At 46.0% G+C, this 15,181-nt stretch carries 13 protein-coding genes; 8 read left to right on the top strand and 5 right to left on the bottom strand.

Annotation, left to right across the window (positions count from 1 at the left end; translation table 11 throughout):
• Positions 1-26: 26 nt before the first annotated feature.
• Complete coding sequence (locus ACP2WE_RS00085; RefSeq protein WP_425213582.1) at positions 27-188, bottom strand: hypothetical protein; 162 nt, start codon at positions 186-188, stop codon at positions 27-29.
• Between the two features lie 201 nt (positions 189-389).
• Between ACP2WE_RS00085 and ACP2WE_RS00090 the strand changes: the two genes are divergently transcribed.
• Complete coding sequence (locus ACP2WE_RS00090; protein ID WP_425213583.1) at positions 390-833, top strand: T3SS (YopN, CesT) and YbjN peptide-binding chaperone 1; 444 nt, start codon at positions 390-392, stop codon at positions 831-833.
• A gap of 7 nt (positions 834-840) precedes the next feature.
• Here ACP2WE_RS00090 and ACP2WE_RS00095 read toward each other — a convergent pair whose 3' ends face one another.
• On the bottom strand, positions 841-1,617 hold the full coding sequence (locus tag ACP2WE_RS00095) for an MBL fold metallo-hydrolase (RefSeq protein WP_425213584.1): 777 nt from the start codon (positions 1,615-1,617) through the stop codon (positions 841-843).
• A gap of 306 nt (positions 1,618-1,923) precedes the next feature.
• On the opposite strand from ACP2WE_RS00095, the gene ACP2WE_RS00100 reads away from it, so the two are divergent.
• Both ACP2WE_RS00100 and ACP2WE_RS00105 read left to right on the top strand, forming a co-directional pair.
• Positions 1,924-3,759 carry an iron uptake porin gene (locus tag ACP2WE_RS00100; RefSeq protein WP_425213585.1) on the top strand — a complete coding sequence of 612 codons (1,836 nt, stop codon included), beginning with the start codon at positions 1,924-1,926 and terminating at the stop codon, positions 3,757-3,759.
• Between the two features lie 25 nt (positions 3,760-3,784).
• The gene (locus tag ACP2WE_RS00105) at positions 3,785-4,096 is read left to right on the top strand and encodes a hypothetical protein (RefSeq protein ID WP_425213586.1); all 312 of its coding nucleotides are present in this window, start codon (positions 3,785-3,787) and stop codon (positions 4,094-4,096) included.
• Between the two features lie 126 nt (positions 4,097-4,222).
• On the opposite strand, the gene ACP2WE_RS00110 is transcribed toward ACP2WE_RS00105, so the two are convergent.
• Together ACP2WE_RS00110 and bchM are read right to left on the bottom strand one after the other, a co-directional pair.
• The gene (locus ACP2WE_RS00110; protein WP_425213587.1) at positions 4,223-6,211 is read right to left on the bottom strand and encodes a S9 family peptidase; all 1,989 of its coding nucleotides are present in this window, start codon (positions 6,209-6,211) and stop codon (positions 4,223-4,225) included.
• Positions 6,212-6,239: 28 nt separating this feature from the next.
• A complete protein-coding gene (gene bchM / locus ACP2WE_RS00115) occupies positions 6,240-6,914 on the bottom strand; it encodes a magnesium protoporphyrin IX methyltransferase (RefSeq protein WP_425213588.1) in 675 nt (224 codons plus the stop codon).
• Positions 6,915-7,106: 192 nt separating this feature from the next.
• Here bchM and mutY point away from each other — a divergent pair, with 192 nt between their 5' ends.
• A complete protein-coding gene (gene mutY / locus ACP2WE_RS00120; RefSeq protein WP_425213589.1) occupies positions 7,107-8,264 on the top strand; it encodes an A/G-specific adenine glycosylase in 1,158 nt (385 codons plus the stop codon).
• A gap of 394 nt (positions 8,265-8,658) precedes the next feature.
• Here the strand turns inward: mutY and ACP2WE_RS00125 are convergent, their stop codons facing one another.
• Entirely contained in the window at positions 8,659-11,028 is a 2,370-nt protein-coding gene (locus ACP2WE_RS00125) for a GUN4 domain-containing protein (protein WP_425213590.1), read from the bottom strand.
• A gap of 243 nt (positions 11,029-11,271) precedes the next feature.
• Between ACP2WE_RS00125 and ACP2WE_RS00130 the strand changes: the two genes are divergently transcribed.
• The 4 genes from ACP2WE_RS00130 to ACP2WE_RS00145 all read left to right on the top strand — a co-directional run bounded on the left by ACP2WE_RS00130 (position 11,272) and on the right by ACP2WE_RS00145 (position 14,974).
• Positions 11,272-11,496 carry a hypothetical protein gene (locus tag ACP2WE_RS00130; RefSeq protein ID WP_425213591.1) on the top strand — a complete coding sequence of 75 codons (225 nt, stop codon included), beginning with the start codon at positions 11,272-11,274 and terminating at the stop codon, positions 11,494-11,496.
• Positions 11,493-11,879, top strand: a complete 387-nt coding sequence (locus ACP2WE_RS00135; RefSeq protein WP_425213592.1) for a type II toxin-antitoxin system VapC family toxin — start codon at positions 11,493-11,495, stop codon at positions 11,877-11,879. Before ACP2WE_RS00130 ends, ACP2WE_RS00135 begins: the two co-directional genes overlap by 4 nt.
• 267 nt (positions 11,880-12,146) lie before the next feature.
• Positions 12,147-12,347 carry a hypothetical protein gene (locus ACP2WE_RS00140; RefSeq protein WP_425213593.1) on the top strand — a complete coding sequence of 67 codons (201 nt, stop codon included), beginning with the start codon at positions 12,147-12,149 and terminating at the stop codon, positions 12,345-12,347.
• A gap of 191 nt (positions 12,348-12,538) precedes the next feature.
• On the top strand, positions 12,539-14,974 hold the full coding sequence (locus ACP2WE_RS00145; RefSeq protein WP_425213594.1) for a glycoside hydrolase family 94 protein: 2,436 nt from the start codon (positions 12,539-12,541) through the stop codon (positions 14,972-14,974).
• Positions 14,975-15,181: the final 207 nt, after the last annotated feature.

The raw sequence follows: 15,181 nt of genomic DNA on the forward strand, positions 1-15,181 counted from the left end.
ACAGGTATTTTGCGAAAGTTTTCGATTTATCTCGATATGTCCTTAGGTTTTGCCGTTTTACCGCGATTGAGAAACATTTGTTGGTACTGCAAAAAACTGGTGTGCCATTCATGAAAGCGGCGATCGCCATCCCTGACCAGCATTTGGCGATAATGCTCTGAGTCAATGTAGTTTGTCTTTGCCGTCATAAATTTTACCCGTAGATAAATCTGAGTAAGTAAGCAATAAGTAACCAAGAGACATCATAGCGTAGTCAAAATTACCAATTAAATGCCAGAATTTCGGCAGAATAAGAAACAGTTAACTTTACGTTAACGCTATCTCTATTCTTAGCGCTCAGAGATCGAGCCATCTAAATATTTTGTAAAGGCCTTAACCCCAGAGTCGAGATGAAGTTTGCAACCATCGCCCAAAAAGTTTGTTACGAAAAAATTAAGCCTTGGCTCCATGAAATGTATGAAAATCTAGCGATTCCACCCTACGATCTGCCGATCTTTATTTTGCCGATGGGGTCGGCAACGGCAATGGTGGAGGTGCTGCCTTGGGGCAACTCAGAAGCAATTATTGCTACTTGGTCTTATGTGGTCACAGGAGCAGAGCTAACTGCCGATCTGATGCGCTTTTTGTTAAAGCAAAACTCTGAGTTACAGTTTGGCGTGTTTAGCGTAGATGACGATGGCGATATTCGATTTCACTCGACCTTGGTGGGTTCTACCTGCGATCGCAAGGAACTTCATACTTCTGTCTCATCGGTTTTGGAAACTGCGGATAGATACGATGATGAAATCGTGGAATCTTGGGGCGGCGAACGCGCTTTAGATCGAATGTATTAGCGTGATTTTAAATGCAGGATTTCTGAGCTAGACGCACTTCAAACCGTTCCCAAGGGGTTGGTTCGATCACTTCTGTAGTCATGCCATTTTGAGCCAACAGCGATCGCATTTCCTTCGCACCACCTTCGGCTTTGAGGAACTTTAGGAGCAATCCTTCAAAGGTAATATCTCCACCTGCGGCTGTGGGCAAAATCACTTGTGGCTTCAGCCACTGGGCTACCTGTAAGGTTCCTTTTTGCCCTTTAATTACGGCTCCCAGTAATGGAACCTTTAGATCGATAATTGGCGTAATCACCACATCCACAGGCGCGGAATCCTTGAGTGTAGGGGAATGATAACCGTGGGGTTCGTAATATAAAGAAGTTCCATTGACCAAATCGCGCAGAATATAGCCATTCTCTACGGCGGTGGGGCCTACAGGCGATCCTGGGACGGCTTTGATTTCCAGTTGCTGGGGCAGGGTAAAGGTTTCGCCATGTGCCAAAGTTGTGACTTGGGTATAGCCCAATTCCTTCACGACCTTTGCCGCATTAGGAGAAGCCACCACAGGAATCTGGCGATCGAGTCGCTTTAGCGTGGGGATATGGGCGTGATCTTCCAAACCCTGCGACAACAAGATCAGGTCAATATTTTCGGGAATGGAACGGGGGGTCTTGCGATCGCTTTTAAATAGCCAAGCCGCATTGCCAAACATCAAACTACCCACCAACCAAGGGTCAAGCAAAATGTGTTGTCCGCCCAATTCGATCGACCAAGAGTTGCTGTCTAGCCAAGTTAGGTGCATAGGAGTTTTTTATAAGCTGCTAAGACTATTGTAACGAATTGTTAATGACTTAATGCTCGCAAATCTCTGAAATCCCCAAATCCCCTCAAAAAGCCTACAGGAAGCAATTCTTAATACGGACGAGATCGATCGATTATAGGTGTTTGGGGCTTGCAAGTAATCCTCATCCCCTTCTGCACGCAAGATTTTAATAGTTTTTTATCCCAAATTGAGAATCATTGAGTTGTATGTTCATATTTATCTCATGTCTCTATATTCCATGTATTATCTGTAGCGTGTGTGTAAGAGTGTGTCAGGAGTCGTCAAATGTCTTTTAGATTTCAGGAAATTAACAATCGTCAAGATTGGCGCAAGGCGAATTTATTGTGGTTTTGGGCTGCGATCGCATCTTCCACGCTCGTAGGTGGCATTGCCCAAGCCCAAACCAAAACCGTTCCAACCAATGCAGCAAAGGCAAGTGATTCGAGTTTGATTCAGGCGATCGGCAGCGATCCGATGTTAAAGCGTCCGCAAGAAAAAACTGCTCCCACCCGCGAACTATCAACAGAATCGGTTCTGATCCAAAAGATCGGTCAGCAGAAAGTCATCCCTGCCACCAATAAAACCGCCCAGAATGTTACCTCCGTTTCACAGCTAAGTGACGTTCGTCCGACGGACTGGGCATTTACAGCATTGCAATCTCTGGTTGAGCGCTATGGCTGCATTGCAGGCTATCCCGATCGCACCTATCGCGGTCAAAGAGCCTTAAGTCGTTATGAATTTGCTGCGGGTCTAAATGCCTGCCTCGATAAGATTAATGAAATTATTTCCGCAGGCTTGGCTGACAAAGTCAGTAAAGAAGACCTAGCGGCTCTACAGAAACTGCAAGAAGAGTTTGCTGCCGAACTTGCCACCCTGCGCGGGCGGGTTGATGCCCTAGAAGCTAAAACTGCAAAACTGGAAGCCCAGCAATTTTCCACGACCACCAAACTTTTTGGACAAGCTATCTTTGGTTTACAAGGACGGACAAATAATACTTCCAGAATTGTTGGGTTAAGTACCCCTGATACTGGAACCAACCTCACCCTCGGCAGCAATGTCGAACTCACATTCTTAACGCAGTTCGATCGCCGCAACGTTCTGCTTACAGGTCTTAGCATTGGCAATATCTCCACAGCAGCAACTGGAAACAGCGGCTTTAACAACTTATTTACGCGGTTAGGCTACGAGTCTCTCACAGGAGATACGGGCAACGCCGTTGTCCTCAGCGATTTAACCTATCGCACGCTTGTTACCGATAACCTCGCCGTTATTGTTGGGCCTGCGGGCGTTAACCCAATCACGGTTTTTCGTGGACCCAATCGTTATCAGAGTGCTGGACAAGGCTCCATCTCATTATTTGCTCAGCGCAATCCGATTTTAGGGCTTGGTAACACAACGGGTGGGGTGGGATTTGACTGGCAAATCAGCAAAACCATGAGTTTACAAGGTGTTTATGCAGCGTCTGCGCCAGCAACGGCGAATGGTAATGGCGGCTTGTTTGGTGGAAACTATACCGCAGGCGCACAATTTGTATTTGCACCTGTCGATCCTGTAGATATCGCCTTGTATTATCTCCACTCGTATACAAACAATGCAGGATTGGGTAGATTAAATACAGGTGTGGGTGATGACATTGTGGCAATTAACACGCTGGGGGGGACGTTACCAACGCATACAGATGCCTTTGGCAGTACAGTGAACTGGCGAATTTTGCCAAAGCTTAACTTTGGTGGATGGGTTGGCTTTACCAGCTCAACAGTCAATGGTTTGTCAGGCAGCGTTCAGACCTTTAACTGGATGTCTTATCTAACTTTCCCCGATCTGTTTAAGGATGGTAATTTGGGGGGCATCTATGTGGGGCAACTGCCTAAAATTACAGGCAGTGACTTGAGTGGCAATAGCAACGTTCCTGACTATCTGAGCAATCCCCTATCAGCCACATCTGGAGCCGCAGCGGGTGGGCAGAGCACTGCCACAACCCATCTAGAAGTGTTTTATCGCTATCGAATTTCTAACAATATCAGTATTACGCCAGGTTTGATTTTCCTATTCAATCCAGGCAATCGTACAGGTAGCGATACGATTACTATCGGTGCGATCAGAACGACTTTTACATTCTAAACATTGCCATGGAGGCAGTCTAGTTATGTCTAAAAAATTATGGATAGCTATTGCCCTTGCTGGTTTTAGTTTTGTCCCTTTGCTTTCCACATTAACTCCTACTGCTTTTGCGGAAGGAACGAATGTTTTCAATGACAACTACAATGATGACGGGAATAGACTTCGCAGCAACATCATTGATATGTCTCCTGAAGGAGATGTATCAATAGTACGAGTGAACATTCCTCCTGGTGGAACTCTTCCCCCATTACCTATATTTGTCGCACCGCCACCACCGCCACCTCCACCTCCACCTCCTCCTGTAGCGCCACCACCACCTCCTCCTGAACCTACGTAGTTGGACTAAATTAATGCCAATGAATAATTGCTGATTTGGTGGAAACACCTGAATGATTTGGTACTTTCATCAGTGCCAAATCATTTTCATTATGGGGTTCCTTACGGAGCCAAAATATCACCGCATCTATTGCAAGTGCTGCTGAAAAAAACGTAGGGTATGTCCAATCTCTAAGACCTGATTGCTACGCTTACCTGCACCATGTCCCTCATCAGGAAATAGGATCAACTGGGATGGAATCTGGCGTTTCTCTAGCGCCGCTTGCATTTGTACTGCTTCCCCCACAGGTACGCGCGGATCGTTTGCCCCTTGAACGATCAGCAAAGGGGACTTCACTCGATCTACATAGGTAATTGGAGAGAGGGCAATCAGGGCAGCCCGATCGCGATCGGGGTCGCCATATTCAGAAGTTCGCAAGATCCGCCTTGCTGCTGCGGTATTTTGCAAAAACGTCAGCAGATTGCTCATGCCTACGATGGACACCCCTGCATCATAGCTGCCTGCAAATTTTGTCATTGCCATCAGCGCCGAATATCCGCCATAACTACCTCCCATTACGCCAATCTTGGGCGGTTTGCCATTCACTTGCCAATTCGCACGGATATAGAGGGCGGCATCTTCAATATCGCTAATCACTTCTAACCTTTTAACGCCATTGTCTGCATTTAACCAAGTTTTGCCATAGCCCTCGCTGCCGCGCACGTTAGGCTCTACATAGATAAACCCTGCTTTGACATAGATTTGTGCCAGTCGATTAAAGCTCGCCTTACTCTGGGCTTCAGGCCCACCATGAAAATGTACGATCGCAGGGCAAGTTTGTAGGCACTGCTTTGGGCGATAGACAAACATAGGAATCTGCGTACCGTCACGGGCAGGATAGGATTCCAACGTACCTGCGACAAATTCGTTGGGATCGATTTCTGGGGTGCTAGGGAGTACCCATTGGGTCAAGGTTTGGGTTGACCAGTCATAGACATAACTGGTACGCGGGGCTTTGGCAGTCTCTACGCCAATTGTGGTAAAGCGACCGTTACGTGTAGTCGTGCCTGCATAGACTTGATTGGCTTGAGGAAATTGGGGTAAAGGAATGGGTTGAAATGTCCGCGCATCGATCGCTTCGAGACGGCTATAACCGCGATCGTTGACCGTATAGAGAATGCGTTGCTTGGTGGTATCGATATCAAAACTAGAGATATCCATAGGCATCGCTGGCGTAATCGGTGAGAACTTGCCACGCACGGGATCTTTTACTGGGTCTTTCGTTGAATCTTTTGCCGAATCTTTTACTGGGTCTTTTATATAGCGATAGAGGCGGCGAAACTCGTCAAATTTTGAAGTCAGTACCAACAATTCCCCAGGATGAGCGCCAAATTCTGCCCGATAATCTTCCTTTTCGCCCTGTCCTAAAACTGGGGTGAGTTGCTTGGTGGTCTCGTCAAATTCGTAATATTCCCGCGACTGGCTCCCCGTAGCTTTGCCAAACAGGAATTTCCCATTGGGTAATGCATCCGCAATCCACCACACGCCCGATTCCGCCAAAATCAAGGTTTTCTGTTTTGTTTGCAAATCGTAGCGATAGATTGCAAAGGAGTCGGGACGCAGATTGTTTGCAGAGAAATAGATCGTGCGAGAATCATCGGCGATGTATTGCAGCGAAGTTTTGACCTTGGGCTGATGTTGGATCTCTTGCACTGCCCCACCTTGGGTGGACTGGAGATAAAGCCCTGCATTTTCTTCGCCTTGGCGATCGCGAGATAAGAGCAAGTACTGCCCATCGGGGGTGATACCCACCATCGAGGTGGAATCCTGTCCACCCGTGACTTGCACGGGAAAGCGTTGCGCCCCATCAATTCGCCATACTTGGGATGAACCGGTTGCTGCCCACCCAAAAAACAATTTCTTGCCATCGGGAGTGAGGAATCCTAGCCCAGGCGATCGCACGTCTAAGATTGCCTCAATTTGTCTGGCGATCGCAGGGTCTAGGGCAGGCGGTGCATAGCGTTTGAGCGTCGCTGCATCCACGCTGGTTTTCCCCAGACCTGTGTAGGCATAGGTAGGCGAAATCAAGCCGAGTGAAAGGCTAAAGGTCAGAACCAAAGATGTTGTGAATTTCATGCTTTCTATTCAGCTTTTTTTAGCTTCGTTAATTGCGAACGCCTTCTAACAAACGCGAAAAGTAAAACTGCGTGCAGGTTAGTTCTTTACGCTTTACCTGAAATCCATTATCCGCCAATAAGCGTTTGATATCAGACTCAGCATGGAGATAAGCGCGGGTGGTTTTGCTGGGGCCGGGGAATAGTTCGCCCACTTTTTTGAGTAGGGAGTAATAGGCATTTTTTGGCGCAAAACTGAGAATTAAGCGGGATTTTGCCATGGATGCCAAGTGTTTAATCATCGACTCGGCTTGCTCGATCGGATAGTGAATCAGCACATCCAGACAAATCACCGTATCGTATTCACCCGATAGACTCTCTAAATCGCTGACCGTAAATACTGGGTTTTCAGGATCGGTAGCGCGTGTTTTTGCCTCGGCAATCATTTGCTTGGAAATATCGCTGGCATATACCTTTGCCCCTGCGGCGGCGAGGGGCAGGCTTAAACTGCCAACCCCACAACCCGCATCGCAAACGCTGATTTGGCTGTAGTTGCCGTCTTTTTTAAACCATTGCAGCACGTAGTCTACGGTCTGCTGGTGTCCTGTGCGAATATCTAGTTGTACTTTATTGACTTTGACGGATTCATCGGCATAGATGCGTCGCCAGCGGTCAAAGCCAACGGTATTGAAATAATTGCGGACAACTTCTTTGTCAGTGGTCATATCTTAAGGGGTTAGGATTAAATTTGAGCCTATAGCAATCCTAGATGAGTAGGGGCAATTCATGAATTGCCCCTACTCATTTACGCTGAGAAAAGAATCTCTCGCAGATCGAATAGGATTGCTATATGAAAACGCACAAGCATTCATAATTCTACTGAACAAGCCACCTACTCGAATGATTTTTCCGATCGCATGACATTGACAATTGCCGATCGCTTGTTACATTGGTACGACCAACATCGCCGCCAGCTACCTTGGCGCGATCATCCCGACCCCTATGCGGTCTGGGTATCAGAGATTATGCTGCAACAAACCCGCGTTGACACAGTAATTCCCTACTACGATCGCTGGTTGGCACAATTCCCCACGATCGCCGATCTGGCTGCGGCTTCTTTACAGGATGTTTTGAAACTCTGGGAGGGTTTGGGCTATTACAGTCGTGCCAGAAATTTACATCAAGCTGCCAAACAAGTCGTTCGGGATTATGGCGGTCAACTTCCCAATAACCTGCAAGACCTGCGGAAATTGTCGGGGATTGGCAGATACACCGCTGGCGCGATCGCTTCCATTTGCTTTGCTTGTGACGAACCAACGCTGGATGGCAATATTCGGCGGGTGCTCTCTAGGCTGTTTAATGTGGTGGAACCTTTAGGCTCTTCCCAAGGCGATCGCATCCTTTGGGAACTGGCAAGAACGCATCTTCCCTCTGGACGCGCAGGGGACTACAACCAAGCTTGGATGGATTTGGGTGCGACGATCTGCACGCCGCGCCATCCTCAATGCGAACTCTGTCCGCTGCGATCGGATTGTCAAGCCTATGGGTTGGGCATTCAAAGCGATCGCCCCGTACCGAAACCCCACAAACAGATTCCTCAGCGATCGGCTGTGGCAGCGATTATTCTGCAAGAAACTGAATCTGGATCGAAGGTCTTGCTGACTAAGCGACAGGAGAAAGGCTTGCTGGGTGGATTGTGGGAGTTTCCCTGTTGCTATGTGGATGAGAATTTGACTGGCGATTCCTTACAGGACGCGTCCCGCCGCGAAGGCGCAAACCTGCCAAAGTTCCTACACCAATTTCTCTTGACTGAATTTAGTACTGAATTTGGCTCTGAATTCGTGACTGCATTTGCGAAGGAATTTCCTGTGGGAACCTATGTTCCCAATTTGTTTGGAACCTACAAACATGCCTACACCCATTTTCGAGTGACGCTTCATGCCTATCTTTTTCCGTTTAGAGAATCATCAGAGAAATTGTGCAAACACCCCTGCTTAGATTGGGTTGCGATCGCGGAGTTATCCAACTATCCTATGGGAAAACTCGCTCGCCAGATCTCCAAAAATCTATGCTAACGTGAATTCAGGATAAGGTATTGAGAACGAAACATAGGGTGTACAAGCGTTCAGGGCGAGCACGGGGGCATCGCCCCTACCACAATTCGTAGGGGCAGCGCCCCCGTGCCTGCCCTGATTTTCTGGATAAATAGGATTTTTTTGGGAGAATTTGGCATTTACGGCATCAATAGCTCAGATAAAGGATTTCAGCTTTTCTTATCTCGAACTGAGGTTATGCTAGTTCAATTCTCATGGGATAGAGGTGAGCGACAAATGCCGCGTCGGCACAGATCCCCGACTTTTTGTGGGAATGAAAAAAGTTATCTATGCCTACAAAGAAAAAGTCGGGGATCTCAATTCGCATTGATTATATCGTAGCAAATAGAAGTGTAAAAGCCTTATGGATTATACTTCACAAGTCTCGATGCGAGAAAAGAAGTCCAACCTCATAACTCTTAAAAAAATACAGCTTAAAAATAAAGGGGAGATGTCCCTTATTATTTATGAAATTATTATCTAAAAATGGCTGAGGATAGTTCACCCATTTACCCTCGCTTTTCCACGCTATGCGATCGCAAAACTGATCCCAAGCCTTTTCACTTGGATAACTAAAATCTAGCTTACCACCACATTCTACATAAATTTGCTTTTGGACGCTAAAGCCATAAAGCCCGTTGCTGTACTGCACCCAAAGGCGATCGATTGCCAATAGCTCATCACAGGGAAACTCCTGCAAGTCCACTGGCTCAAACCACTGTCCCTCGTCCTTACCCGCCGCCGTAATCATCAAGCGATAGATTTCTTGGTCTGCTTCGAACCATTGCTTCGTCTTGAGATGTTCTTCTAACTTTTGATATCGCGAAGTTTTTACAGGTTCTTTGAGACCCTGTAGTGCTTTCCTTTCCGCAGGTAACAGATTTAATCGTTTATCTGTTTGGCGATAGATTTGATATGCTAAATCTGTCTGATTGCGATTAATCGCCTCTTGAATAATTCTAGTTGGATTGACTAGGCTAGCATAAAACAAAATTAGATCTTTCCATGTACTGACGCCTAAGCATTTAAAAATCAACCTTTCACCCTCTTCCTTTAAGCGTACAATTTCCGCAGCCGCCAAAAACTCTTGAAAACTGAGGTGCGAAAACTGATAGATACTTCCATCTCTTTTTACTAACAGTTCGCTTACCTGTTCCATTTGTGTCAAAAACTCTTCCGAATCCACATCGGGATCGATTTTGGATAAAGACATTTCGATCAGTTGTAATAAGCTATTCCGTTGGATTTGTTTAAATCCTTCTTTATCGTTAATATTTTTTGCTACCCGAACCATCATCCTCAAAGCCAAATTTTGCAATACTCCCTGACGTTGGCTGATGGAATTTAGCAGTAAAGTAACTCCCTTTGCTTTTGGTCGCCGTCCCAATTGCATCTCGCAAATATCCTGATATAACTCCACTCTGCGCTGGGGCAACTCTGCTCCCTGCTTATCCCGATGAAAACGCGCCATCATGTTTAGCAACAGCACATTACCCGCAATATCATTGAGTTCTGGACGTGCTTCAATTTGTGCTAACAAAGAAGCTGCTCTTTCTTTCGCTTTTTGTCCCACATCTGGCGTATTGCGTTCCGCTCTTGCATGACGTTCTTGGCATAGATACCACTGTTCCACAAATTCTTTGCGCTGTTCTCGATTAAAATCCTGAATCCAAAAACTAGCTGAAGGTTTCCTCGCTACATCATCCTCTTTGTAGGCGGTTGGGCGCGAAGTCAATATAAAAACAGACTTGCGATATTGCTGCATTTCCCAACTCAGCCACTCACTTACCTTTGTTCTCTCAGAGGGTGGTACTTCATCAAATCCATCAAACAGCACCAACGCATCACCTTGATTGAGCAAATTTAGCGCCCAGTTGGGTGGAGCCTCCAACCCCTTAGCCTGTGACAATTTTGGTAATCTTTTGAAATGATAGGAAGTTAATAATTCTGGCAAATTTGGCGGATTTTCTTTGATGATTTCTTTTCGACAATCTGCTAAATACAACAAAAATGGAATGAATTTTGGCGCTCGATATTTGCCATATCCTCGAACGCTGTAAGTATAGGCTAGATGCTTTAACAGTGTTGATTTGCCATAGCCACCCCAAGCCCGAATCACAATTTGACGATAGTTATCTTTTTGTTTGACAAGCCGCAGCAAATCCCAGATCTGCATCACTGGGTACTCTTCACCACGTTGCCGAAATTCGTAACCTGCTTCCATCGAATCTGTCGAAAGTTGTAACGGTACAAACACTTCTTGCAATAATGGATTGCTCTGAGGCAGATCTTCTTCTTCCTTTAGCCCAACGGCATAATCTTCGTGACAGTCCCAACGCTGACATTGCAGATACTTTGCCTCAAAACCTGAAAACTGCCATTTACTCCACTCGCTCCAAGCTTGAGTAAAAGACTGATTCCAGCGATCCATATTCGCTACAAAGCCTTCAGCATCCTTCTTGCCACGCTCAGCATAAATTTCACTCAATCGCTCGATAAAATTTTTGCTGTACGTTGCCCAAACCCCTGAGATTGCCGTTACAGGAAATAGCGCCAAAGCCGTAGCCCATTCTTGCTTGAGCAAAAACGAGCCAAAAGCAAAACTTGTTCCCCCTAAAGGTGACCATCGCGCAATTGCCTGAAGCGATCGCTGCACAAATTTCTTCTCGGTACTAGGCGCACTACTGGTAGTACTTTGCTTGTCGGACTTAGATTTTGCTTCTTTCGATTCTGGCTCTTGAGTCATGGCGAGTTATAGCGCATTTCAGGCATTATAAGCCCATAAACGAAATTGTTGTGAGAGAAATTGCTAGTGCTCTCTAAAAAGTTATACTTTCAGAAAGAGGATTTGAGGAAAGATTGGCATGACTCTTAAAGAACTAATCTATGCAGAAATTAGCAAGATAAAAGAAGACGATCTAAGCGAGCTATATGAATTTGTGAAACGGTTGAGAAAATAGCCTAGTATCTCGTCAGAGAGGGAAATTATATGACTTTACAAGATCTCTTATCCGAAGCTAAAAATCTGGATCTTCAGGAGCAAATTCAACTAGCTACACAGCTATTGCAATGGGTAGAAAGAAAGGTTAAAAAAGAACCTCAAGTTACACCACTCAAAAAGCTGCGATCGCCCGGACTCGGTCTAGGCTCTTGCCTATTCACCGATGACTTTGACGATCCGCTACCCGATGAATTTTGGCTTGGCGAAGCATGAAATTACTATTGGATACCCACACCTTTATGTGGTGGCATAGCGAACCAGAAAAGATTCCTAGTGATACGCTGATATTACTCCAAGATCCCAGCTACGAACTGTTCGTCAGTGTAGTCAGCCTATGGGAAATGCAAATCAAAATTCAGTTAGGAAAACTAACCCTCAGAGATGACTTAGAACTTATGCTCAGGATTCAACAGGAGCAGAATAATATCGTTCTAGTATCTGTAACATTTCCCCATATTCTGGAATTAAGAAATTTACCGTTTCATCATAAAGATCCATTCGATCGACTTCTGATCGCTCAATCTAAAGTTGAAAATGCAGCATTAATTAGTCGAGACCCAGTTTTTCAAAACTATGATTGTCATGTAATTTGGTAATTGCTTTGGAGAAGCGCGATCGCTGGGCGATCCGCTTGCTCTTGAGCTTTTGGTAAACAGTTTTGTAGATCGCGCCTTAAATGGCATATGTTATGCTTTAGTTTCTACGCAATTCGCTTCTAAAACACCTAAAAGCTTGGGCAGGAATAGCTATGGCGATCGCGAACTCTCTATCCCATTTGACCATTCTCGAAAATGGCGATCGCTTAGATCGAGATGAATTTGAACGTCGGTATGCCGCATCAAACATCAAAAAAGCCGAACTCATTGAAGGAGCGGACATTAGATCAACAAATCGATTGGTTTGTTTTAGAAAATGGCGAATATCAGAACTTAGAACCCGATGTCAATGGAATGCTCTGTAGTCGAGAATTTACAGGGTTATGGCTCAATGTAAATGCACTGTTGAGTCATGATATGGCAGCAGTTCTTAAGACATTGCAAACTGGTCAGAAAATCATCCCATGAGGTTTTTACCCATCGATCGTGGTTTTGCTCAAGTGTGTTTTGGAAAGAGTTCTCTGAGATTTTTCGATCTAGAGTCACACTCATCAGCTCTACCTCGAAAAGCTTCTACAATTTATACCGTTTTAAAAAGTCGCAAATTCGGTTAATCTACGGAGATTGTCGCACGATCTTATCCTATTTTTTTACGAGAGATGACCACCACCGATCGCATTACCAATCAATACGGCTACTACACCGAGGACTATCGCGAGTTTGTAATCACAAATCCTAGAACCCCTCGCCCTTGGTTTAACTATATGTGGAACGGGCACTATACGGGGTTGGTTTCGCATACAGGAGGTGGATTCAGCTTCTTAGATTCGCCGCGTGACAATCGCATTAATCGTATGCGCTATAACAGCCTGCCTTGGGATCGCCCCGGTCGCTATGCGATCGTTAAGGATGTTTCTACGGGAAATTACTGGTCGCTGAGTTGGGCTCCCACCATCGATCTCAACTATGACAAGTACGAATGCCATCACGGACAAGGCTATACGACGATTATTACCGAGATCTATGGAATCAGGGGTGAAATCACCTACTTCGTACCGACAGATGCGAATGCCGAGATTTGGCGAATTACACTTACAGACTTGAGTGGAAGCGATCGCAACTTAGAGATTTACACCTTCACAGAACTGTTGATGGGAAATGCGTTGAACGACCTGATCAATCAACCCAACGACAAGCATTTCACAGATATTCATTTCGATGCCAACCTGCAAGCCTTGGTAGCAACGCGGCGTTACTGGGTGCTAAATAAAGGTGTATCTGTAAAACAGCCCAATATTGATTGGAAATATCAGATCTATTTTACGCAAACCCTCCCCATTACAGGGTTTGACAGCAGCTTGGATACCTTCATCGGACGTTGGCGATCGGAAGCAAATCCTGAAGCGATCGCCACAGGGGTCATGCAGAATACGGAGATTAACGCAGGCGATCCGATCGCCGCTTTGCAGTCAAAATTAGAACTTCCAGCCAATGGAACCAGTAACTTTGCTGTCATTTTGGCAATTTCGCCTAAAGGCGATCCTAGCCCTCTGCAAAAAGAAGGACAAAATCTGGCGGATTTGGAGCAGATCGATCGCCAATTTGCACAGCTCAAACAGAAGTGGGATCGGCATTTATCCGCAGTGCAGGTCAGTACGCCCGATCGCAACTTCGATCTGATGTTGAATGTATGGAATCAGTATCAAGCCGCCGTTACCTTTGATATGGCAAGGAATGCGGGTTACTATCACGGTGGTCTGCTATTTGGTACGGGTTTAAGGGATCAGTTCCAAGATATTCTCGGCGTGGTCATGGTCGATCCCGAACGCGTGCGCAGTCGGTTGCTCAACGCCCTGCGCTTTCAATTTCAAAATGGTTCGACCCTGCATAATTTCTTTAAGCTCACGAATACAGGCGAACGCACCAACCATTCCGACACCCCCCTATGGATTCCCTTTGGGATTGTGGAATATTTGAACGAGACGGCAGATTTCTCAATCTTAGATGAAGTGGTTGCCTATCATGATGATTCTGAAGGTGATGCTGGCGGAACAGTCTACGAACATACCATTCGTGCTTTGGATTACGCGATTGCAAATTTAGGCGAACATGGGATGCCCAAGATCATGACGGGTGATTGGAATGACACGCTCGATTATGTGGGCCCGCAGGGAAAAGGAGAAACAACTTGGGGGGCTTTCTTTTTAGGCTATGCGCTCAAGAAAACTTTCCCACTTTTGGAACTGCGTGGCGATCGCGAGACCCGTTTGCGCTTCCAAACAGTGTACGAGCAGATCGGTCAGAGCGTAAATGATATCTGTTGGGATGGCGAATGGTACTTACGGGCATTTCGAGACAATGGCGAACCGATTGGAATCTCGGCGCATACCCAAGGCAAAATCTTTCTCAACGCGCAATCATGGTCTGTGATCTCGGGTCTAGCTCCTAAGGAAAGAGGCGATCGCGCCCTTGCCTCCTGTCAAAAATATCTCGCCAAACCCTATGGAATGCAGATTGTCTTTCCTTCCTATACGGAAGTTGAGGATAATGTCGGCTTGATCAGTCGCTGTGTCCCCGGCAAAAAAGAGAATGGAGCCATATTTAATCACGCTTCCTCTTGGTTCGTACTCGCTTCTTTACTGAATGGGGATGTCGATTTTGGCTTTGAGATTTATCAGCGCATGATGCCGTTAAATTCCTCAAAAGATCTGGATCGCTATGAAGTCGAACCCTACGTTTATGCCGAGTATGTCACCAGCCCAGATCATCCCACCCAAGGGCAAGCGAGCCACTCATGGCTGACTGGCACGGCGGTATGGATGCTGCGCATCGGTATCGACTTCATCATCGGCTTCCAACCTACGTTGACTGGCATGGCGATCGATCCTCATATCCCCTCTGGTTGGCAAGAGTTTCGCGCCCAACGCAAGTTTCGCGGCAAGACCCTGCATCTACATGTCAAAAATCCCCTCGGCAAAAACTCAGGGGTTAGCTCGATGCAAGTCAATGGCGTGGAAGTCAAAGGCAATTTCCTCGATCTCAGTTTGTATCCAGAAACTGAGTTGAATATAGCGATCGCACAACTAGAAAAATGATAAACGATCCTCTTGAAATAATTTATGATTTTGTTCACGAAGGTGGACTCCTTACAAAAGTCGAGTATCTATTCGATGATTACTTCGACTTTGCGCCAGTACCTCTAATACTTCATACGGAGCATAGACTTCTTGTCGTTTAGATCGAGAATTTCAGGTTTTCTTATCCCGAACTGATGATACAGGAGGTACCAAATCCCAAATCTG

The sequence above is a fragment of the Tumidithrix helvetica PCC 7403 genome (assembly GCF_965232925.1).
In the GTDB taxonomy this organism is placed as follows: domain Bacteria; phylum Cyanobacteriota; class Cyanobacteriia; order Pseudanabaenales; family Pseudanabaenaceae; genus Tumidithrix; species Tumidithrix helvetica.

What these genes read in the sequence shown, in the direction of transcription:
- mutY (WP_425213589.1), top strand. Translation starts at nt 7,107, where the DNA reads ATGACATTGACAATTGCCGATCGCTTGTTACATTGGTACGACCAACAT.
- ACP2WE_RS00125 (WP_425213590.1), bottom strand. Translation starts at nt 11,028, where the DNA reads ATGACTCAAGAGCCAGAATCGAAAGAAGCAAAATCTAAGTCCGACAAG.
- ACP2WE_RS00085 (WP_425213582.1), bottom strand. Translation starts at nt 188, where the DNA reads ATGACGGCAAAGACAAACTACATTGACTCAGAGCATTATCGCCAAATG.
- ACP2WE_RS00100 (WP_425213585.1), top strand. Translation starts at nt 1,924, where the DNA reads ATGTCTTTTAGATTTCAGGAAATTAACAATCGTCAAGATTGGCGCAAG.
- ACP2WE_RS00090 (WP_425213583.1), top strand. Translation starts at nt 390, where the DNA reads ATGAAGTTTGCAACCATCGCCCAAAAAGTTTGTTACGAAAAAATTAAG.
- ACP2WE_RS00130 (WP_425213591.1), top strand. Translation starts at nt 11,272, where the DNA reads ATGACTTTACAAGATCTCTTATCCGAAGCTAAAAATCTGGATCTTCAG.
- ACP2WE_RS00145 (WP_425213594.1), top strand. Translation starts at nt 12,539, where the DNA reads ATGACCACCACCGATCGCATTACCAATCAATACGGCTACTACACCGAG.
- ACP2WE_RS00135 (WP_425213592.1), top strand. Translation starts at nt 11,493, where the DNA reads ATGAAATTACTATTGGATACCCACACCTTTATGTGGTGGCATAGCGAA.
- bchM (WP_425213588.1), bottom strand. Translation starts at nt 6,914, where the DNA reads ATGACCACTGACAAAGAAGTTGTCCGCAATTATTTCAATACCGTTGGC.
- ACP2WE_RS00105 (WP_425213586.1), top strand. Translation starts at nt 3,785, where the DNA reads ATGTCTAAAAAATTATGGATAGCTATTGCCCTTGCTGGTTTTAGTTTT.
- ACP2WE_RS00095 (WP_425213584.1), bottom strand. Translation starts at nt 1,617, where the DNA reads ATGCACCTAACTTGGCTAGACAGCAACTCTTGGTCGATCGAATTGGGC.
- ACP2WE_RS00110 (WP_425213587.1), bottom strand. Translation starts at nt 6,211, where the DNA reads ATGAAATTCACAACATCTTTGGTTCTGACCTTTAGCCTTTCACTCGGC.